Origin of the sequence: Qipengyuania sp. S6317L1, from assembly GCF_023015615.1 — a bacterium.
GTDB lineage: Bacteria > Pseudomonadota > Alphaproteobacteria > Sphingomonadales > Sphingomonadaceae > Erythrobacter.
Window position 1 is genome coordinate 558,733 of record NZ_JALKAJ010000005.1, and the last position, 19,850, is coordinate 578,582.

Below are 19,850 nucleotides of genomic sequence, written 5' to 3' on the forward strand. Positions count from 1 at the left end.
GCCGATCACTTCGAATTGCAACAGAGCCGAAACATTGACAATCGACAGCCTGCTGGGCTTTTGCATGCTTATGGATGCACCGCGCACGCTTCTTATTGTCTGGCACAGCCGAACAGGCGCGAGCGAGCAGATGGCCAAAGCTGCCGCATCACACGAACACGCACGGCTGATGAGAGCGCGAGAGGTCGGCTCCGATGACATCCTGTCCGCCTCAGCCTACCTTTTCGTTTGCCCCGAAAATCTCGCGTCGATGAGCGGCGAGATGAAGGAAATGTTCGACGCCAACTATTACCCCATTCTCGGGCAGATTGAGGGGCGCGCCTATGCGACGATCATCGCAGCTGGATCAGACGGCAGCGGCGCACAAAAACAGATTGACCGAATTGCGACCGGATGGAGGCTTAAACGTGTGGCCGATCCGATGATCGTCAATTTCGATGCCCAGTCGCCCGAAGAGATAATGGCTGACAAGAATGTTGGCATGCAAACCCTCGAAGAATCCGAGCAATTGGGCCTCTCGATTTGTGAAGGTCTTGCGCTTGGCGTGTTCTAAATAGCGGAAATCGGGGGGAACAATTTTGCATTCGATAGTAATAGCGTGATCGCTGAAGGCTTAAGCGTTTGCGTTTTCGCCACTGATCGACAATGGTGTGCTGGTGCAATGGGCTGCCCGCTATGAATGAACCCAGAGGGGGGTCTCGTGATAGCTGATCCAAGTCTTCGAGGAGCCCAAGGGCTTTTTCTCCTGTTCAAGCAGGGACACAGACCTGACCGCAATGCGATCAGGGATTTTGCCGCCTGTAAGGCGAACGCATCGATAAGCCATGATCCGCTCGAGCAAACTGCCTTGCACCTTGCCAGTTCAGATGGAGAGAGCGTCGAGAAAAGCAATGGTGTGCTCAACGCGGACACGTTGACCAAGCATGTCTGGATGGAGCTGTTGCGTGATGGCATGTCCTTTGAGCTTTCAGGGCTTGCACCGGGCGAGGGTCTTTTGCTTCCGCGTGCCGATTTTGTCTTCGATTTTTCCGCGCCTCCTGAACCGTCTGACTTCGAAGTTCTTCGTTTGGCGCCCGGCCACCACCTTGCAGGAGGCGAGCGCGCGCTGCCTGTTGCGAAAGGGCTGCTTGGGCTGGCGTGCGATCTGGTTGATCATTTCGCCGAACTCGAAGGGGTGCTTTGGCCTCCATCTTCGAGCGCGATTGGTCATCAATTTTTCGAATCCGTGGTTACGGCCTGGTTTGAAGGCGGGCCATTCCCAGCTCTTGGCCTTACAGCCTTTAGAGAGACCACCGATGGCGCGCTGCAAACCGAAGGCCTCAGCTTCTGGATCGATCAGGAACTCCGGATTGAACCGCCGCTCTCGCTTGATAAAGTTTCAGCAACCAGAATCGGCGTTCGGTTAGTTAACCAGTTAGTATTGGTGGGCGGTATAGATACCAGCGAGCGAGTGGTCGCTCCGGACGGCACCAGGCTTGTTTTGCGCACCTCTCGCAACGGACAATTTGTAAGGGTATGGCGAGAGTGACCGCCGACAGCGAGGGGTTAGTTGTCTGGGATCAGGGCGCCGGCAACGGTGCACGGAACATCAGGTGCATATTCGCAGGCGACAGTGCAGGGTACGCGGCCCTTTTATGCTACCCGGACGAAAATTACATTCCAGTCAGTTAACCGGAGCGGCACCCCGCGCTATGATCCGGGTCTTCAGCGGCACCATCTGCTTCCCAAACAACTCCTTGGCAAACGGTACTTTGGCCGCATGTTTAACAGCATCGGGCGGGTGAGGGTCGGCTTTGACGATTTTCGTTTCAACGGCCTCCTTCTGCCATCGACAGAGCAGGCGTCGATTCACTCAGGTCTGCCGCTGCACCGCGGGCCTCACCCCGTTTACAACGAACTCGTAATCGAGCGTGTCGGCACGATAGAGAGCCGATGGGAGCAGGTGCAGCGCAAGGACCCCGATACCGCCCGGCAAGAAGCGCTTGAACGGATGCGGCTTTTGCAAAGGGCGCTTCGATTGCGGCTGATCGCCGAAAAGAAGGGCTTTGTGCTCAACCGCAAAGATCCGCTGGGAACCGGTTTCGATTTCTCAACGCTCGACGCGATGGCCGAACAAATCTGGAAATCGACCTGACGCTGCCGCTGGGCCGTGCTGCAATTATTCGGCGGCTTGCGCCAATTGCGTCTAGGTATTGTAGTTCGATACATCGAGCATACGCGCGCGCGCTTCGTGATATTCGCGCTCGAACCGGGCAACCATGTCCTCAACGGTGCCAACCGATTTGACCGCGCCGATGCCCTGGCCCGAACCCCAGATGTCCTTCCAGGCCTTGGCCTTCGTGTTGCCGCCGGAACCAAAGTTCATTTTTGAAGGGTCGCTTTCCGGAAGGTTGTCAGGGTCGAGACCTGCATTCTCGACCGAGGAGCGCAGATAATTGCCGTGAACGCCGGTGAAGAGATTGGAATAGACGATGCCCTCGGCAGACCCATCGACGATGCCTTGCTTGTAGCCTTGATCTGCATTGGCCTCTTCGGTGGCGATAAAGGCGCTTCCGCAATAGCCGAAGTCCGCGCCCAGCGACTGCGCCGCCAGAATTGAGGCGCCGTGTCCGATCGAGCCCGAAAGCGCGATGAGCCCGTTGAACCACTCGCGAATCTCGCGAACAAGCGCGAAGGGTGATTGCGTGCCAGCGTGGCCACCAGCACCAGCTGCCACCGGAATGAGGCCATCTGCGCCTTTCTCGATTGCCTTGTTGGCAAAGCGGTTGTTGATGACATCGTGCATGGTGATGCCGCCCCAGTTGCGCACCGCATCAAAAATCTCGGTGCGCGCACCCAGCGAGGTGATGACCATCGGCACTTGCCATTTCTCGCAGGTTTTCATGTCTTCCATCACCCGGTCGTTCGACTTGTGAACGATCTGGTTGACGGCGAAGGGTGCAGCGGGCCGGTCAGGGTTTTCGCGATTGTGCTTGGCCAGTTCTTCCGTGATCTGGTGTAGCCATTCATCGAGCAGGGTTTGCGGGCGCGCGTTCAGGGCCGGAAAGCTGCCGATAATCCCTGCCTTGCATTGCGCGATCACAAGCTCCGGGCCCGACACGATGAACAGAGGCGAACCGATCAGTGGCAAGCGAAGGCGATCAAAAGGGGCGGGCAGGGACATGCAATTCTCTCCAATAATTCCGGCAGGCCGCGTTAAGTTGCTTTTTGCAATCAGACAAGCATTCTCAAGCAGCAATCTTCAGTCAAGCAGGTCTTTCAATCCATAAAAACGCGCTGCGTTCCCGGCGAAGAGCGCAGCCTTTTCCTCGTCGCTCGCACCTTGTGTCAGGCGTTTGAAGGTGTTCCACAGCACGCCATAACCTGCGCCCCAACGGTCGACAGGGTAATTGCTTTCGAACATCGCGCGCTTTGGTCCAAAGGCCTCAATGCAGGTTTGGATATAAGGCTGCCACATTGGCGCGAGCTGTTCTGAGCTCATGCCAGCGGCAGGGCCTTTGTCGGGGAGGGCACAAAACGCCATCGCAAGACCGCCCAATTTGACCACCACATTCTCGCATTTGGCAAGCTCCTGAATGTCGGCCCGCCATGTTTCAAAGCGTTCTTCAAGGCGCCCCTTGTAACTCGCAATCCCAAGCGGCGTGCCGCAGTGATCGAGGCAGATCGGTTGATCGGGGAATGCTCGAGCGAGTTCGATCACATCCTTGATTTGCGGTTCGAGCACCCAGGCATCAAAAGTCATGCCCCGTTTGCCAAGCTCGGCGAACCCTTCGCGAAACTTTGCCTCTTGATAAAGCCCAGCTGGAGCATGAAACGGCGGACCAAGCACCTCAAGGTCGGCATCCCATGCGCCCTGGTGGCGTATGCCGCGAAAGCGCGCGGGTGCGGCCGATTGCAGCGCGTCGAGGACATCACCAGCTGCGCTTCCCAGCATGAGATCTGCGTGTCCCACGATACCTGCACACAACCGCGAATTGCCATAAAGGCCACTTGCGCTTTGCGCGGCAACGCCGTTCACAAACTCAACCTCGCCAACGGTTTTCAATGCCTCACCATAGGCCGCGTTGTAGAATGCGCCGCACTCCATAAAGACCGTGCCGACAATGTTGTGACCGCTTCCTGAAACTTCTGCATTGAACTGGTCAAAGGTGTAGAGGCCGACGGGCAGAAGCGTCTCGATAAAGGGGTGATAGGGCTCGGGAAACATCGGCACCATCGCGCTCAGATCCCACAAATGGTGGTGGGGATCGATGATCGGCAGATCGGGCTCTAGGATGGTTTCGGTCATGTGTCTTTCCCCTCATCATTGTCTCACGATCCGTCGGGCGCTTTGGCGCGCTGCGCGGTGTGGCTCTCAACCGTCAGGTTTACGAAGAAACGGGGCGCGTGCAAATAGCAATGGCATGGGCGACTGAAGCAGGGTGCAACGGGTCTCATTCAGAAACCGGGTTCAATGCTCAAATATGGCGTAAGTAGCCGTTTTCCGTAACGTAAATTTGACTTTCCGCTTTTTTGCTGCATTCTGAAAACACCAAACCAATCGGAGAGTGTCGCCATGCGTTTCCTGCCCAATCCTGCAACCTTTTTATCAACCGGAAGCGCATTGGCCTGCTTGATGATGGGAGGCGGCGCGCTTGCGCAGGATAGCGGAGCCGCTGTCGTCGAGGATGATGAAGATGCCCATAGTACCATCATCGTCACAGCCACCATGCGTCAGGGCGGCGCGCAGGATATAAAGCACTTCCGCTCAATATCGGTTGAAGACGCAGAAACCCTGCCGAGCCCTGCAAGCCTGACCCTTGAAGGGCTTTTGGGGGAGCATGACCTTTCCTTGCCAGGGAAAGGCGGCTGCGAGCAGCTGTTTTGCATCAATGCGCAGGCGATCGCCGCCGATCTCACTTCGGAGCCCGATGCGAGCGTCTTTGTCGGGCTTGGCTTTGAAACCGGCGTCGATCCAGAGGCCTATCGCCAGCGCCCAGTGAGCTTGATCGCCGTGGTTGATCGCTCAGGTTCGATGAGTGGACAGCCGATTGAGCGGGTGAAAGAAGGTCTGCGCGCAGCGCTTAAGCTCATGGGCGGAAAGGATCGCTTTGGTATCGTGATCTACGGCTCCGACACGCGCGTGCATCTGCCGGTCATGGATGTTGAGGGCAATAAGGATGCCATCGCGCAAGCGATTGATGCGATCACGATCGACGGCTCCACTTACATGGAAGCGGGTATGAAACTCGGCTATGCGACCGCTCGCGAGGAGCTTGAGCATAGCAATGGCACGACGCGCCTGATCCTCTTCTCAGATGAAAACGCCAATGTTGGCGATACCTCTGCCGATGGCTTTATGGGTCAGGCAAATACCGGGGCAGAGGCGGGCATCGGACTTACCTCTATCGGTGTCGGGCGGATTTTCGACGGGAGGCTCGCGAGCAAAATATCCTCGGTCAAAGGCGGCAACCTTTTCTTTGTCGCCAAGGAGGGTGGGGCAGGCGAGCTGTTCGAGAAAGAGTTCCGCAATATGGTGAATGGCGAGGTCGCAAGGGATGTCGCCATCACGATCACACCAGCAAAAGGGTTTCGCATTGCGAATGTGTACGGCGTGCCTGAAAACATTGACTCGCGCGGGGCCAACGGAAGCGTAACAGCCAGTATTGGCAGCGCGTTTCTCTCCTCAAATGGAGGGGGCATTTATGCGAGTATGACGGGCGAGGGCGATTTTGATGCTCCCGGGCTAGTCGCGATCACTTACACCGACACGCTAACCGGCGGGCGTGGCGAAGACACGGCGCAGGTTGCAGCGCTTGACGCCAATCCGCCCGCACCCCTTCGCATGGCGCAAATGCTGGTCGAGCAATATGAAGTGATGAACGCAGGGCTCACCGCCTATCAGCAAACCGGCGATGCAAAGGCTGCGCAGGCGAGCTTTGCCGCATTGTCCGAGCGGATGAACGCATCCGGGCTTTCAGGGCTTGAGAGCGAAATTGCCCTGGTCGACGGTTTGAACGAGACCTCGATGCGAATTCTCGATTGCAAAACCTGCGCCCTCCAGGCGCGGCTAGGCCAGGTCGTCGGTGATTGGGAAGTGCGCCGATACGCGGGCGTTTCCGATATTTCGCGCGGGGACTTTGTCGAGATCAGTGCCGACATGGAGTTCATCACTGAACGCAATTCGGGCCGCGATAGAGGCGAGAATATCTGGCAAAGCTATCAGATCAATGAAAAGCAGCTTTATATCGAGGGAACCAAGCTGGTGTTTCACTATCGCCTCAATGGCGACACCTTGCGGCTGCGCAATGCGCTCGACGGCACAATGATCCTGCTGAAGCGCAGGACTGACACCTAAGGCATCTCGCCGCCGACCGCTGAATTGGCAGCGCTCAGCACCGCGCGCACGCTCGCCGTTGCAACGTCCTCGTCGATGCCGCAGCCCCAGATCACCCGGTCGCCGGATTGGCACATCAGATAGGCCGCCGCTTTTGCATCGCGCCCCGTGCCAAGCGCATGCTCGGTGTAGTCCAGAACCTTGAGATCAAGGTCGAAGGCCTCTTCGAGGGTTGAAACCACGCTTGAGATCAGACCATTGCCACGTCCAGAGACGCTTTGCTCACCACCATCGACCGCGATCTTGCCAACGAATATGCGCGTGCCATCGCTTCCGCGGCTTTCCTCATAATCGACCAGCTGGAATTTCTTGTCGGTTGTCTGGACATGATAGGCGGCCTTGAAGGCGTCCCAGATGTCCGCCGCGTTGAGTTCGCGGCCAAGTTGATCCGCCACGGCCTGGACACGGCGAGAGAAGTCGGCTTGCATCTTCTTGGGCAGTTTAAGGCCCTGATCCTGCTCCAACACCCATGCAAAACCGCCTTTGCCGCTTTGCGAATTGACGCGGATAACCGCCTCGTAATCGCGACCCAGGTCCGCAGGGTCGATGGGGAGGTAAGGCACGCGCCACAATTCGTCGTTCTGCGCGCTGTGTGCCTCAAAGCCTTTCTTGATCGCGTCCTGATGGCTACCGGAAAAAGCGGTGTAAACAAGCTCGCCTCCGTAGGGGTGGCGCTGATGGACCGGCAGATCGTTGCAATATTCAACCGTCTCGATCACACGGTCGATGTCCGAGAAATCGAGTTCGGGATCAACGCCTTGCGTGTACATGTTGAGGGCCATTGTAACAAGGCAGCAATTGCCGGTGCGCTCACCATTGCCGAACAGGCATCCCTCGACACGGTCGGCGCCCGCCATAAGGCCAAGTTCGGCTGCTGCAACGCCCGTGCCCCGGTCGTTATGGGTGTGGAGCGAGATTACCGCGCTTTCGCGGTTCGGCAGGTGTTTGCAGAAATATTCGATCTGATCGGCGTAGATATTGGGTGTCGCCGCCTCCACCGTTGCCGGCAGATTTAGGATGATCGGCTTTTCAGGCGTCGGTTGAAGAACGTCCATCACCGCTGCACATACCTCGATAGAGAAGTCGATCTCAGCTGTTGAGAAGGTCTCTGGCGAGTATTGGAAATGCCAGTCCGTATCAGGCTGTTCAGCGGCGCAATCGCGCATGACCTTGGCGCCGGTCATGGCAATCTCGCGCACTTCATCTTTGCTCATGCGGAACACGATATCGCGCCATGCCGGGCTTACTGCGTTGTAGAGGTGGACAATCGCCGCGCGCGCGCCGCGCAAGGATTCGAACGAAGTCCGGATAAGGTCTTCGCGGCTTTGTGTGAGGACCTGAACGATCACATCTTCAGGCACAGCATCGGATTGAACAAGGCCGGAGATGAAGTCGAATTCAGTAGCGCCAGCGCTGGGGAAGCCCACCTCGATTTCTTTGACACCCACCTCGATCAGAAGATCGAAGAAGCGGCGTTTTTTAACAGCGTCCATGGGGTCGATGATCGACTGGTTGCCGTCGCGAAGATCGGTTGAGAGCCAACGCGGGGCCTTATCAATGACTTGGCCGGGCCATTGGCGGTTGGGCAGATCAATCTGCGGGAAAGGACGGTATTTGGTGGAAGGATTTTTCAGCATGGCGGATCGCTGTTCGCTTTTGTCTTGAACTTTTAGAGGAGGAGCTTGGCTGGACCCTTGAGCGGTGGGCCGCGCCGTCTTCCAAGCGCAAAAGCCCTACGCCGCCCAAGGGCGGATAAGTCGTAGGAGAAGGCCTGTGCTGATAACCATTGCGAAAAGTCTTTGCCGATTTAACTGCGAAGTGCAAGCAGGTGAGTGCGGAAAGACGCAAAATTTGTTCATTTTTGGGCTCTTTTGGGTTCTTGTGTAACCTGCCAGGGCGCTGGCGCGAAATGGTGAGTGACCCGGCGAAGGAAGTTCCGAGGAGGAGGGTTATTCCTGTGAAACCGTCATTCATCGCCCTTGCCCTGATGGCCGGCATCGCCGCGTGCAACGCCCCAGCCGAAAGCACCGTTGAGAGCGATAGTGCGCAAACGCAGGCGCCCAAGGGCGCTGACCTTTTTGCAGACCTCGGCGGCGAAAATTCGGGCCCCATCCACACCCAGCGCCGCGGTGATACGCTTGCTGTTTCGGGCTATGATGTGGTGAGTTACTTCACCGGCGACGCAGCGCCTGTGGAAGGGACGAGAGAATTTACCGTACGCTATCTAGGGTTTGACTATCGTTTCGCCAGCGAAGGGAACGCGCAAGCCTTTATCGAAGACCCTGCGAAGTATGCACCTGCATATGGTGGCTATTGCGCGTGGGCAATTGGGGCCAACAATGCGCTCGCACCGGGCGACCCGCAGGTGTACGAGATCGTCGATGGCACGCTCTATCTGAATTACGATGAGGATGTTCAGGCGCGCTGGGAAAAGGACATTCCCGGCTTCATCGAAAGCGGCGATGAGAACTATCGCACCCATGCGCCCGATGAACACTTCAAAGGTTGATCATCCGCGCCGGCAAGGCCCCTGCCTCCAAGAGGTGCGCAGGGGCTCTGGCCATTGAAACACAGGATTAGCCGCAGCGCGCGTCGCGAATGATGCCGAGATTGTCGATCATAATGCTAAGGCGAGGGCTTGTGGGGTCAGGAGTGATCGTTTGCCCCGGTTGGACAAAGCGCACCTCGCTCGCCCCGCTTGCCGCCATCTTGATCGCCGATTTTGTCGCAAGATCAGCCTCTTTTCCGATGTAACCACCCATCAGGTTTGCGCCACAGGTTGCGCTGTTGGGGTCGGTGAGAGTGCCAGGGACATAAGCACCCGGCGCAGCACCCGGCAGAGGTTTTGAAACCGTTGGAGGGGCGAGTTGGACTGGTTGAACAACTTGCCCTCCGGCTTGTGCCGGCGTCGCTGCTTGCCCGGTCGCAGCGGGCGCCGCCGATGCATTGGTCCCGCCGCCGTTGATGCGTGCTGCAAAATCTTCAGCGGTTTCACTTCCGCCCGCAGGTTCGCTGCCGCAGGCGATTAAGGTTAGCGCCAATGGCGTTACCAGAAGACACGCGAATCTTTTCATGGCAGTCACTCGTTTGATCCCTTGTGATGCCTGTCAAAAGGCGCTCACCGTTGCAGTTTTATGACGCTGGGGAATTTGCACGGTCAACACACGGGGCGGCTGCGCAAGCGATCCTTGGTAAGCTGCTCCACATTGGTCACCCCCATAAGCTTCATCCCGCGCTCTATTTCATCCTTCAGGATGGACAAGGCCCGTGTCACTCCGTCCTGCCCCGCCGCTGCAAGCGCGTAAAGGTAAAGCCTGCCGCCCGATGCTGCATTGGCTCCCATGCACAGTGCTTTCAAAGCATGTGTTCCACGCCGCACGCCGCCATCACAGATGATCTCGATCTCGCCGCCGACTGCCTGGACAATCTCTTCCAATTGATCGAAAGGCGCGCGGCTCCCGTCCAATTGGCGACCGCCGTGATTGGAAATCATAATCCCATCGGCGCCCATATCCACCGCGCGGCGCGCATCGGCGACGCTCATCACACCTTTGAGAACGAAGGTTCCTCCCCATTGCTCGCGGATCTGCGCAGCAGTGTCCCATGTCATCGATGTGTCGAGCATGGTGTTGAAATAGTCTGCGATACTCAACGCCTTGCTCGACCCTTCGGCGACGTGCGTGTCGAGATTGGGGAGACGGAATTTTTCGCGCAAGACATAATCGAGTGTCCAGCGTGGGCGTGTGGCATAACTCCATATGCTTGCAGGCGTGAAGCGGGGCGGGGTGGTAAAGCCGCTCCTCAAACACCGTTCGCGCTTGCCAGAGACGATGGTATCCACCGTTAAGGCGATGCAGTCGAACTTTGCCGCCTGACACCGCTCGATCATGTGGGTGTTTAGGCCAGCGTCCTTGTGGACATAGAGCTGGAACATCTTCGGGCCGCTGGTGAGCTGCGCAATCTCTTCGATCGAGCGGGTCGCAAGGCTGGATATGCCAAACCACAGGCCGAATTGTTCCGCTGCCTTCGCGACAGCGGTTTCCCCCTGCCAATGGAAAGCACGCTGAACGGCGGTGGGTGAAAGCAGAAGGGGAAGGGCACTCTTGCGGCCAAGAATGGTGCACGAGGTGTCGATTTCCTCCACCCCGGCAAGCACATCAGGCACGAGATCAACGCTATCATAGCTGCGCGTATTGCGCGCCTTGGTCAGCTCGTCATCGGCCGCCCCGTCGATATAGTCGAACACGGGGAAGGGCAGGCGCGCTTTGGCGAGTTTCCTGAAATCGTCGATCTTGTGACAATCACTGAGCTTCATACCGTTAGCCCTTGGCTGATCAGCGCTTTATTGTCGAGTGCGGCGGTCTCGTGAAATTTTGCGTGACCGAAGCTGTCACTTTTTTGCGAGAACCGACGAACAACAGATGTGCAGCGACGGCTTGTGCGCCTGCTGCCCGACGGGCGCGCGTTTGAGTGTGGCTGGAGGCCATTTCCTCCGATGAACCTTCAGTCACACTCTTTTTGCAAACACCTTTAAGTTCAGCAGCGTGTGTCGAACTTGCCGAGCCGCGCGGCAAGACTTTCGATGCTGTAGCTGTTCTCGATCCGGTCCGATGAGCAGGATTGGTAACTCGGGTCTTGCATCAGGCACCCCTCACCGCAAACGAGGTGGGCGGTCCCGGTTTCGTGATCGATATGCCAGAACCGGCCACCGGGGGTTGCCACATAGCCGTCAATGCCGCTCGCCATGTCGCTTTGAATATCGGTGATGGACGGCACTTCGCTGTCATATTCGCTGCTGTAGCTGCCATGGGTGTGGAAGCTGGCAACCGGGACCATGCCGGGTTCATCATAGTAGATGAGATCGCAGGTCGCCTCTGAGCCGCCGGTCTTTCGCCCCATGCCAAGCGTGGCATCGGAGCTTTCGAAGATAATGCCGCAAAGCTCTATATTCTCGTCAAAACTTCGCGATTGCACCGCGTTCAATTGGGTCTTGGCAAAAGCTTCGACCTCCGTTTGCGACAAGGTCGCTTGAAGCGCCTCTGGGCCTTTCACATTGGCATAGGCGCGTATCAGGATCACCACGAAGGCGATCGCACAAAGGGTATAAAGGATGCGGGTGGTGGACACGGTCATGCCCACCACCCGTAGCCTTTAGTTCTTTGATTTGTCGACCAGCTTGTTGGCCGAAATCCAAGGCATCATCGCACGAAGCTCTGCGCCGGTTTTCTCGATCGGATGGGCTTCGGCACGCTTGCGAGCGGCTTTGAGCTCAGGCTGACCAGCGCGGTTGTCGAGAACGAAGTCTTTGACAAAGCGACCCGACTGGATGTCGTCGAGGACGCGCTTCATTTCCTTCTTGGTTTCCTCGGTAATGATGCGCGGGCCGGTGGTGATGTCGCCATATTCCGCGGTGTTCGAAATCGAATAGCGCATGTTGGCAATGCCGCCTTCATAGAGGAGGTCAACGATGAGCTTGGTCTCGTGGAGACACTCAAAGTAGGCCATTTCTGGCGCGTAGCCTGCTTCGGTCAGCGTTTCGAAGCCAGCCTGAATGAGGTGGGTGATCCCGCCGCACAGAACGGCTTGCTCACCGAAAAGGTCGGTTTCGCACTCTTCGCGGAAGTTTGTTTCGATGATGCCGGACCGGCCACCGCCAACACCTGAAGCGTAGGAGAGTGCGACGTCTTTCGCAGAACCGCTTGCATCCTGATGGACCGCGATCAGGCAAGGCACGCCGCCGCCACGCTGGTATTCGCTGCGCACGGTGTGGCCTGGGCCTTTTGGCGCGATCATAATGACGTCGATGTCTTCTTGCGCCTCGATCAGGCCAAAGTGAACATTAAGACCGTGGGCAAAGGCAAGCGCGCTGCCCGGCTTCATGCGCCCGTGAATGTCGTCGGCGTAGATCGCGGCCTGATGCTCGTCAGGTGCGAGGATCATCAGGATATCCGCCCACTCGGCCGCTTCCTTGTTGGAAAGCACCTTGAAGCCTGCATCTTCCGCCTTCTTTGCGGTCGCGGAACCTTCGCGAAGGGCAATCGCCACCTCGGCAACACCGCTGTCGCGCAGGTTCTGCGCGTGGGCATGGCCTTGCGAGCCATAGCCAAGCACGGCGACTTTCTTCGATTTGACGAGGCCAAGATCCGCGTCGGCGTCGTAATAGACTTTCATGGGTGTTCCCTTTGATTGTTCGCTTGAATGGTGAATTTCTGTGTTGGGTTAGCTGTCGTCAGCGCCGCGCATCATGCCGACCACGCCAGAGCGCCCGACTGATACAAGGCCGAGCCCGCGCATCAGCGCGATGAAGCTGTCGATTTTATCGGGCGCGCCGGTTAGCTCGAAAGCGAAGCTTTCGGTGGTCGTGTCCACCACATTGGCGCGGAAAATTTCGGCAACGCGAAGGGCCTCGACCCGTTTTTCGCCAGTGCCCGCCACTTTAATAAGAGCAAGTTCGCGCTCCACATGCGGGCCTGCCTGCGTGAGGTCGGTGACCTTGTGGACCGGAACCAAACGCTCCAACTGCGCCTCGATCTGGTCAATCACCTCCGGCGGGCCATTGGTGACAACGGTGATGCGGCTGATCGCGTGATCATCCGAAATATCAGCCACCGTGAGGCTATCGATGTTGTAGCCGCGCGCGGTGAAGAGGCCGGTGATCTTGGCAAGAATACCCGGCTCATTGTCGACCGTGATGGTCAGAACATGGCGTTCGCTCTGTGCGTTCTTGATTTTCATGAGAGCGTTTTCCTACACCAGAGCCTTGGCTTCGTCGTCCATCGTGCCTTCGACCTGATCGCCGTAAAGCAGCATATCGGTGTGTGCCGCGCCCGACGGGATCATCGGGAAGCAGTTGGCGTCTTTGGCAACGCAGCAATCGACGATCACCGGACCATCGTGGTCGATCATCGCCTGGATGCCGGCATCAAGGTCCGCGCCGTCAGTGATGCGGATACCCTTCCAGCCATAGGCTTCGGCGAGCGCGACAAAGTCGGGCAGGCTGTCGGAATAGCTGTTTGAATAACGGCTCTCATAGGTCAGTTCCTGCCACTGGCGGACCATGCCCATATATTCATTGTTCAGGATGAAAATCTTGACCGGGAGACGGTATTGGGATGCCGTTCCAAGCTCCTGAATATTCATCTGAATGGACGCTTCACCAGCGATGTCGATGACGAGGTCGTCAGGGTTGCCCAATTGCGCTCCGATGGCAGCGGGAAGGCCGTAACCCATTGTCCCAAGCCCGCCCGAGGTGAGCCATTTGTTGGGCTTGTCAAAACCGAAATATTGCGCCGCCCACATCTGGTGCTGTCCCACTTCGGTGGTGATGATCGGCGATTTTTCGTGGGTGAGGGCATAAAGCCGCTCGACCGCCTTTTGCGGCATGATCGCTTCGGGGTTCTTGCGCGATGTTTCCGGATAGGCGAGACATTCACGCGCGCGCCATCCGGCAATGCGCGCCTTCCATTCGCCAAGATCACGCGCAGATCGGTCACCCCAGGCGGTGATGAGTTGTTCCAGCACAGTCGCGCAGTCGCCGACAATGCCAAGATCAACGGGAACCGTCTTGTTGATTGAAGAGCGATCGATATCGATGTGAATCTTCGTCGATCCCGGACTGAACGCATCGAGGCGACCCGTAACACGGTCATCAAAGCGCGCGCCGATGCAAATCATCACATCGCATTTGTTCATTGCCATATTGGCTTCATAAGTGCCGTGCATCCCCAGCATCCCCAACCAATCGGGATGGGTGTTGGGAAAGCAGCCGAGGCCCATAAGCGTCGAAGTCGTTGGCGCGCCGGTCATATCCTGAAACTGGCGCAAAAGTTCGCTTGCGCGCGGACCTGAATTGATGACGCCGCCACCGGTGTAGAAAATCGGCGCATCGGCGTTTGCTATCAACTCGATCGCTTCGGCGATCTGTTCGGCCGGGGCGACCATTTGCGGGGCGTAGCGGTGCGAGCCGTGATGCGCGACATAGGCGCGGCTTTCAGAAGGCACAGCGATCTGCACGTCTTTGGGGATATCGACGACAACGGGGCCGGGGCGTCCGGTGGTGGCAATGCGGAAAGCCTCTTCAAGAGTTGCCACCAGCTCGGCCGGGTCCTTCACAAGGTAATTGTGCTTGGTACAGTGGCGGGTAATGCCAACGGTGTCCGCCTCCTGAAAGGCGTCAGTGCCGATCAGGGTGGAGGGGACCTGCCCGGTGATGACCACCATGGGGATCGAATCCATCCACGCATCGGCAATGCCGGTAACGGCGTTGGTCGCACCCGGACCAGAGGTGACCAGAACCACGCCCGGCTTGCCCGTTGCGCGCGCATATCCTTCGGCAGCGTGCGCGGCGCCTGCTTCGTGCCGGACAAGAACGTGGCGAATGCGTTCATCGCCAAAGAGTTCGTCATAGATGGGCAGCACCGCGCCTCCGGGATAGCCGAAGACATATTCGACCCCTTGGTCGACCAGGCATTCCATCAAAAGGGCCGCTCCAGAGCGCTGTCCCACGTGTCTTACTCCCAAGTGTCGGTGACCTTTTATAAAAAGGCCCCCAAAGAAAAACGGCCCAGTGCGTATTCGCAGCGGGCCGGTCAGGTCATCCTCGATTAGATCCCGATCAGCCCGATTGTCCCACGATTAGTACAACTGCCATGATCGATAATCCTGTCTCAAACTTTCCGGTCAAACCATCTCGACGCTGCCCGTGTTCTAACGGGAATTGCCATGAGAACCAACCCTTGCGTGGCCTCATGCTGCGCGTCGCTAAGCGATAGAATGTAATTGGTCAACCCTTATTATTGTAATAAAGAAACAAAAGCCGACGCAATATCGATACTTTTGGACTCATCTCTGGTCCAATCTTCCGGGCTCTGATTACGCAACCAGGTAAACTGGCGTTTGGCATATTGGCGCGTCGCGGTGGAGCCTACGGCAATCGCTTCTTCTTTGGAGATTTCCCCCCGAACCAGCGCCGCAATCTCACGCACACCAATGGCCCGCATGGCCGGAAGGTCGGGGTCCAAATCGCGCGCAAGAAGCGCTTTCACTTCTTCAATCGCCCCGTCTTCGAGCATCTGTCCAAAGCGCGCATCGCAGCGTTCGTAAACCCATTGGCGTGGCGGCATCATAACAAGAGGGTGGAGCGTGATTTCCTCACCGATCCCGCCGGTCTTTGCCTGCTGCCAATCGCCTAGCGTGACGCCGGTAGAACGTTTCACCTCAAGCGCTCGGGCGATGCGTTGGCTGTCGGTAGGCTCCAGTTCGCTGGCACGGACCGGGTCCTCGATCTCAAGTGCTCTGTAGGCATCGCCTGTCTCCATCGCGCGCACGACCTCGCGCACTTCGGGCTCAATCGCCGGGATGGGGGCGATCCCTTCGATCAGGACTTTAAGATACATGCCCGTGCCGCCAACAAGGATCGGCACCCCGCCATCCGCATGCACCGAGGCAATCTCATCGCGCGCCCGTGCAGCCCAGTCGGCGGCAGAACACACCTGGCCCGCGTCCCATGCACCATAGAGCCTGTGGTCGGCTTGTTCGCGTTCTTCTTTACTTGGCGAAGCGGCGAGCACCGGAATGTCGCGATAAACCTGCATGCTGTCGGCGTTGATGATAACGCCCTTGCGGCCTTCCTTTTCCAGAGCCTCGACCAGCTTGAGCGCAACTGCGCTCTTGCCGCTTGCGGTCGGCCCTGCAATGAGCGCCACTGGCGGCGCTTCGCTTGTACTTTCAGGAGATATTTTTGTGCTCATCGCCCGTCTGATAGCAGACCAGCCGGATTGGGAAACACGTCTTCGCACGTTAAGCGAGGCTTTGGTTGCGGCAGGTATGGAACTTCAGTCCATCGGCGCGCTGCCCGAATTGGGGGCAGTGTGGGAATTGCGCCTTATGGGCGGGACAGCGGCGCAGCTTCTTGATGCGATCGATGCGCACATTGGCCCGTGTGACTGTCTGGTCAGCGAGGCCGAGATCGAGGTTCCCCGACTTTTCGTCTCCGACATGGATTCGACCATGATCGGTCAGGAATGTATCGACGAGTTGGCCGATTTTGCAGGACTTAAGGAGCAAATCTCCGAGATCACCGAACGCGCCATGCAAGGTGAGCTCGATTTTGAGAGGGCGCTTTTGGAGCGAGTAGGGCTGCTCGAAGGGCTGGAAGAAGGCGCGATTGACCGCTGTCTTTCTGAACGAATTAGCCCGACGCCAGGAGCCAGAGTGTTGACGCAAACGCTCAAAGCCAAAGGCGCGCGAACGGTCCTTGTTACTGGCGGTTTTCACCATTTCGCCGACGAAGTTGCCGACTGGCTCGGGTTCGACCGTGTGGTGGGCAACCGTCTGGGCGTTGCGCAGGGCAAGCTGACCGGGCGTCTCGATGGGCCGATTTCGGATGCCAGCACCAAGCTGGCCACGTTACGCGAGGAAGCGGCCAAATTGGGAGAGGGCGCTCGCATTCTGGGGAGCGGGGATGGGGCCAATGACATTCCCATGCTTGAAGCGGCGGACTACGGCTTTGCGTATAGGGCCAAGCCCAAGGCGCGCGAAATGGCAAACGGGCGCGTGGATCGGGGTGATCTCACGGTTATTCTTTCGTTGCTGGGTATTCCGAAGGAGGAATGGATCGGTAGCTAACGCTTGTTGCGCAGGAAGGGAAAACCACTATTTACACGTATGTAAGTAAGTGCTATTAGGTTTTGCATAACAACCCATCCTGTAAGGTTTGCCGATCATGACTGACACAGCCAAATACGCCCAGATGTTTGCCAGCGACGGAACCGTGGTGCGTCATCCGGACCGCCCGGCGCCGCGCTATTCTCTCCCGCGTGCGATCAAGAACTTCCGTCTTTTGATGAAGGACAAGGAAGATACGAGCCTGGTCTTCAAGATTTACGAATCGCTTCCTTCGAGCCAGTTTTTGCCGCGCGTCAAACAGCTTGCACTTTCAGAGCATGGCGAGTTTTTGCGCCGGACAGAACCGAGCCTTCCCGAAATCCTCGACGATCACGCCGAACTTCGCAAAACGCCCAAGGGCAGCCTCGCGCATGCTTATTGCGACTTCATGGAAAGCGAAGGGCTAAGCGCAGCGGGCCTGGTGGCTGAAAGCGACCGTCTTGGTCGCCCGAAATACGATGATCTCGTTCAATGGTATGGCGACCGTTCGCGTGATACACACGACCTGTTTCACGTCCTGACCGGCTATGGCCGCGATGCTTTGGGCGAGCAATGCGTGCTTCTTTTCACCCACGGTCAATCGCCAACACAAGGCCACTTGCTGATCGGCTATGCCGGTTCTGCCAATATCAAGAAGATGGTCTGGGGATCGAAGGCACCGGTCATGGGCGCAGTGCGTCAGGCCAAAGCAACAGGTCGCGGAGCGCCAGTGCTGCTTGAACAGCCAATCCGCGAGCTTTTGAAACAACCGGTTGATGAAGTGCGCCGCGCGCTCAATATCCCTGAGCCAACGATGTACAACGAATGTCACCGCATTTGGGCAGAAGAAGGGATCGACCCTTACAATCTGCTCGCATCAGAGAATACAGGCGAGGCGCTCGCCGCCTAAAGCCAGCTCGCAATCTGGCTGAGCGGCTTTTTCGAAACCGCTTTGGCAGGGACGGTCGCGTCATCGCTTGGCCGTCCCACCACCACAATCATAAGCGGTTTTTCCCATTCCGGGCGCTCACACGCCTCCCGCAGGAAACCCATGGGTGAGGGCGTGTGTGTGAGCGTAGCGAGTCCTGCTTCGTGCAGTGTCGCAATCAGCATCCCGCAGGCAATCCCGACGCTTTCATTGACGTAATAGTTCTGCGTTTTCCCGTCTTCTTCGATCCCGCCTTTGCGCTGTGCAAAGACAACGATGAGAAAAGGCGCGGTTTCTAGAAACGGTTTGTCCGCATCGGTGCCCAGGTCTTTGAGCGCGCCAAGCCATTCATTGCTCGCCTTGGGTTCATCCCCGTCATCGCCGTAAAAGCGACGCTCTTCAGCTTCTGCCGCTTCGCGAATGGCGCGCTTCTTCTCTGGCGACGACACAACGGCGAAATGCCACGGTTGATGGTTGGCGCCATTGGGGGCCGTGCCTGCTGCCTCGATTGCTGCCTCGATCACTTCGCGCGGCACGTCGGCGTCGGAAAAGTAGCGGCAGGTCCGGCGTTTTTTCAAACGGTCGCGCATCTCACGCGCGCGGCCAACGCTTTCGTCATCAGGCAGACGCTCCAGCGAATACGGAATTTGATCATGATCTCGCATTGGCCCGTCTATCCGTGGTTTCGCTCATGTTGGCTAGTGGACTTTTAACTGACAAAGATGTAAATAATGTCCTGAGAGGAAAGCTGAATGTCCCTGCTTGATCGCCCGCTGGTAGCGCCCGACCGCATCGTGTCGGGCTTCCGTCCGCTCAAGGTGCTGCATCACTATCGCAAGCTGGTCGCGGATAAGGAAGACACGGAACAGGTCTTTCACATCATCGAGGCGACCAAGGGTAAAACCTCTCACCGACAAGCCTGGGACTTTATCCAATCGGAGGAAGGCCAGCGTTTCCTTCGCGATGGTATCAGCATCCCTGCAATGCTTGACGACCATGCGCGCTGGGCAGACCTGCCAGAAAACAGCGTTGGGAAGCATTACATTCGCTTCATGCAGCGCGAGGGGCTGAGCGCGCAAGGGCTGGTCGATGAAAGCCACAAATGGGCCCCGCCTGAACAATTGCCGCAGGATTTGACGCAGTGGTATTTTGACCGCCTGCGAGATACGCACGACCTGTTTCATGTTCTCACCACCTATGGCCGCGATGCGCTTGGTGAGACGTCGCTGCTTGGCTTCAGCTATTCGCAAAACCACAACAATGGCATCTTGTTTATTGCTTATGCAGGCGCGCATCAGATCAAGAAGGTGACCGGCACCAAGGCACCGCTTTTTGCCTCGGTGCGCGAGGGTCAACGCAACGGCAAGGCCGCGGCGAAGCTGGCCCATCTCGATGTCGAGGCGCTGATGCGTGAGGATATTGACGAAGCGCGTTCGCGATTGGGGATCAAGCCCCCGGTGATTTACCGCGAATGCCTCGATATCCTACATTCCGAAGGCTATTCGACCGAAGAGCTTGGCCTTTCAGCCGAAGACAATCCAAAGGCTCAGGCCGCCTGACCGGTGAGGGCTCAAAGCCCGCCCATCGCCGCGCAATCGCCGGTATCGACCATAAGGTGCCACAGCGCGCCTGCACCAAGTGCGCGCGCCCACCAGCGCGGGACAAACAGCAGCGCGAGATAGACGATCGCCGCTTCCCACCCGTGAAATGTATGAAAGCCGATCGAGCAGCGGTCCGGATCGAACATCGGAACGGCCCAAAGGTGGTCGATGTCGATGGCATTGCTTGCGACCATCACACTGCCAAAGCGTTTCCACTGCGTTCGCTGGATCATCCACGCGATCAGGAACGGCGCAATGAAATGGCCGCTATAGTGGAGGAGGGGCTGGAGCAGTTCCACTT

General features: G+C 57.6%; 20 protein-coding genes. 8 read left to right on the plus strand and 12 right to left on the minus strand.

The features are described 5' to 3' along the window. Nucleotides 1-70 precede the first annotated feature (70 nt). From MWU38_RS14255 to MWU38_RS14265, 3 genes are all read left to right on the plus strand, one after another. Nucleotides 71-553 (plus strand): flavodoxin family protein, encoded by a 483-nt coding sequence (locus MWU38_RS14255; RefSeq protein ID WP_247272453.1) that lies wholly within the window; start codon nt 71-73, stop codon nt 551-553. 147 nt (nt 554-700) lie between these two features. After that, nucleotides 701-1,528: a hypothetical protein gene (locus MWU38_RS14260; RefSeq protein ID WP_247272454.1), complete on the plus strand. Its 828-nt coding sequence runs from the start codon at nt 701-703 to the stop codon at nt 1,526-1,528. 84 nt (nt 1,529-1,612) lie between these two features. Further along, the gene (locus tag MWU38_RS14265; protein WP_348646921.1) at nt 1,613-2,134 is read left to right on the plus strand and encodes an AHH domain-containing protein; all 522 of its coding nucleotides are present in this window, start codon (nt 1,613-1,615) and stop codon (nt 2,132-2,134) included. A 51-nt stretch (nt 2,135-2,185) separates the two neighbouring features. Here MWU38_RS14265 and MWU38_RS14270 read toward each other — a convergent pair whose 3' ends face one another. Continuing rightward, entirely contained in the window at nt 2,186-3,163 is a 978-nt protein-coding gene (locus MWU38_RS14270; protein WP_247272455.1) for a nitronate monooxygenase family protein, read from the minus strand. A gap of 78 nt (nt 3,164-3,241) precedes the next feature. Further along, the gene (locus MWU38_RS14275; protein ID WP_247272456.1) at nt 3,242-4,288 is read right to left on the minus strand and encodes an amidohydrolase family protein; all 1,047 of its coding nucleotides are present in this window, start codon (nt 4,286-4,288) and stop codon (nt 3,242-3,244) included. Nucleotides 4,289-4,555: 267 nt separating this feature from the next. On the opposite strand from MWU38_RS14275, the gene MWU38_RS14280 reads away from it, so the two are divergent. Continuing rightward, nucleotides 4,556-6,337: a VWA domain-containing protein gene (locus tag MWU38_RS14280; protein ID WP_247272457.1), complete on the plus strand. Its 1,782-nt coding sequence runs from the start codon at nt 4,556-4,558 to the stop codon at nt 6,335-6,337. Here MWU38_RS14280 and leuA read toward each other — a convergent pair. After that, nucleotides 6,334-8,013, minus strand: a complete 1,680-nt coding sequence (leuA, locus tag MWU38_RS14285; protein ID WP_247272458.1) for a 2-isopropylmalate synthase — start codon at nt 8,011-8,013, stop codon at nt 6,334-6,336. The genes MWU38_RS14280 and leuA overlap by 4 nt on opposite strands. 320 nt (nt 8,014-8,333) lie before the next feature. Here leuA and MWU38_RS14290 point away from each other — a divergent pair, with 320 nt between their 5' ends. Continuing rightward, nucleotides 8,334-8,885 (plus strand): YHS domain-containing (seleno)protein, encoded by a 552-nt coding sequence (locus tag MWU38_RS14290; protein ID WP_247272459.1) that lies wholly within the window; start codon nt 8,334-8,336, stop codon nt 8,883-8,885. Between the two features lie 67 nt (nt 8,886-8,952). Here the strand turns inward: MWU38_RS14290 and MWU38_RS14295 are convergent, their stop codons facing one another. The 7 genes from MWU38_RS14295 to miaA form a co-directional block, all read right to left on the minus strand. Beyond that, nucleotides 8,953-9,450, minus strand: coding sequence for an I78 family peptidase inhibitor (locus MWU38_RS14295; protein ID WP_247272460.1), 498 nt, complete (start codon nt 9,448-9,450; stop codon nt 8,953-8,955). An 83-nt stretch (nt 9,451-9,533) separates the two neighbouring features. Further along, nucleotides 9,534-10,691 carry an alpha-hydroxy acid oxidase gene (locus MWU38_RS14300; protein ID WP_247272461.1) on the minus strand — a complete coding sequence of 386 codons (1,158 nt, stop codon included), beginning with the start codon at nt 10,689-10,691 and terminating at the stop codon, nt 9,534-9,536. A gap of 221 nt (nt 10,692-10,912) precedes the next feature. Next, nucleotides 10,913-11,509, minus strand: a complete 597-nt coding sequence (locus MWU38_RS14305) for a DUF4329 domain-containing protein (protein WP_247272462.1) — start codon at nt 11,507-11,509, stop codon at nt 10,913-10,915. A gap of 18 nt (nt 11,510-11,527) precedes the next feature. Next, nucleotides 11,528-12,547: a ketol-acid reductoisomerase gene (gene ilvC / locus MWU38_RS14310; RefSeq protein ID WP_247272463.1), complete on the minus strand. Its 1,020-nt coding sequence runs from the start codon at nt 12,545-12,547 to the stop codon at nt 11,528-11,530. 48 nt (nt 12,548-12,595) lie between these two features. Further along, a complete protein-coding gene (gene ilvN / locus MWU38_RS14315) occupies nt 12,596-13,111 on the minus strand; it encodes an acetolactate synthase small subunit (RefSeq protein ID WP_247272464.1) in 516 nt (171 codons plus the stop codon). Between the two features lie 12 nt (nt 13,112-13,123). Then, a complete protein-coding gene (gene ilvB / locus MWU38_RS14320; protein ID WP_348646912.1) occupies nt 13,124-14,881 on the minus strand; it encodes a biosynthetic-type acetolactate synthase large subunit in 1,758 nt (585 codons plus the stop codon). Nucleotides 14,882-15,168: 287 nt separating this feature from the next. Further along, the gene (miaA, locus tag MWU38_RS14325; protein ID WP_247272465.1) at nt 15,169-16,125 is read right to left on the minus strand and encodes a tRNA (adenosine(37)-N6)-dimethylallyltransferase MiaA; all 957 of its coding nucleotides are present in this window, start codon (nt 16,123-16,125) and stop codon (nt 15,169-15,171) included. On the opposite strand from miaA, the gene serB reads away from it, so the two are divergent. Together serB and MWU38_RS14335 are read left to right on the plus strand one after the other, a co-directional pair. Beyond that, nucleotides 16,118-17,002, plus strand: coding sequence for a phosphoserine phosphatase SerB (gene serB, locus MWU38_RS14330; protein ID WP_247272466.1), 885 nt, complete (start codon nt 16,118-16,120; stop codon nt 17,000-17,002). The genes miaA and serB overlap by 8 nt on opposite strands. Before the next feature lie 97 nt (nt 17,003-17,099). Beyond that, nucleotides 17,100-17,930: a ubiquinone biosynthesis protein COQ4 gene (locus tag MWU38_RS14335; RefSeq protein WP_247272467.1), complete on the plus strand. Its 831-nt coding sequence runs from the start codon at nt 17,100-17,102 to the stop codon at nt 17,928-17,930. Here the strand turns inward: MWU38_RS14335 and MWU38_RS14340 are convergent. Then, on the minus strand, nt 17,927-18,613 hold the full coding sequence (locus MWU38_RS14340) for a nitroreductase family protein (protein ID WP_247272468.1): 687 nt from the start codon (nt 18,611-18,613) through the stop codon (nt 17,927-17,929). The two genes, MWU38_RS14335 and MWU38_RS14340, sit on opposite strands and share 4 nt — an antisense overlap. A gap of 87 nt (nt 18,614-18,700) precedes the next feature. Between MWU38_RS14340 and MWU38_RS14345 the strand changes: the two genes are divergently transcribed. Beyond that, the gene (locus tag MWU38_RS14345; protein ID WP_247272469.1) at nt 18,701-19,507 is read left to right on the plus strand and encodes a ubiquinone biosynthesis protein COQ4; all 807 of its coding nucleotides are present in this window, start codon (nt 18,701-18,703) and stop codon (nt 19,505-19,507) included. Nucleotides 19,508-19,518: 11 nt separating this feature from the next. Here MWU38_RS14345 and MWU38_RS14350 read toward each other — a convergent pair whose 3' ends face one another. Then, nucleotides 19,519-19,848 carry a DUF6122 family protein gene (locus MWU38_RS14350; protein ID WP_247272470.1) on the minus strand — a complete coding sequence of 110 codons (330 nt, stop codon included), beginning with the start codon at nt 19,846-19,848 and terminating at the stop codon, nt 19,519-19,521. Nucleotides 19,849-19,850 lie beyond the last annotated feature (2 nt).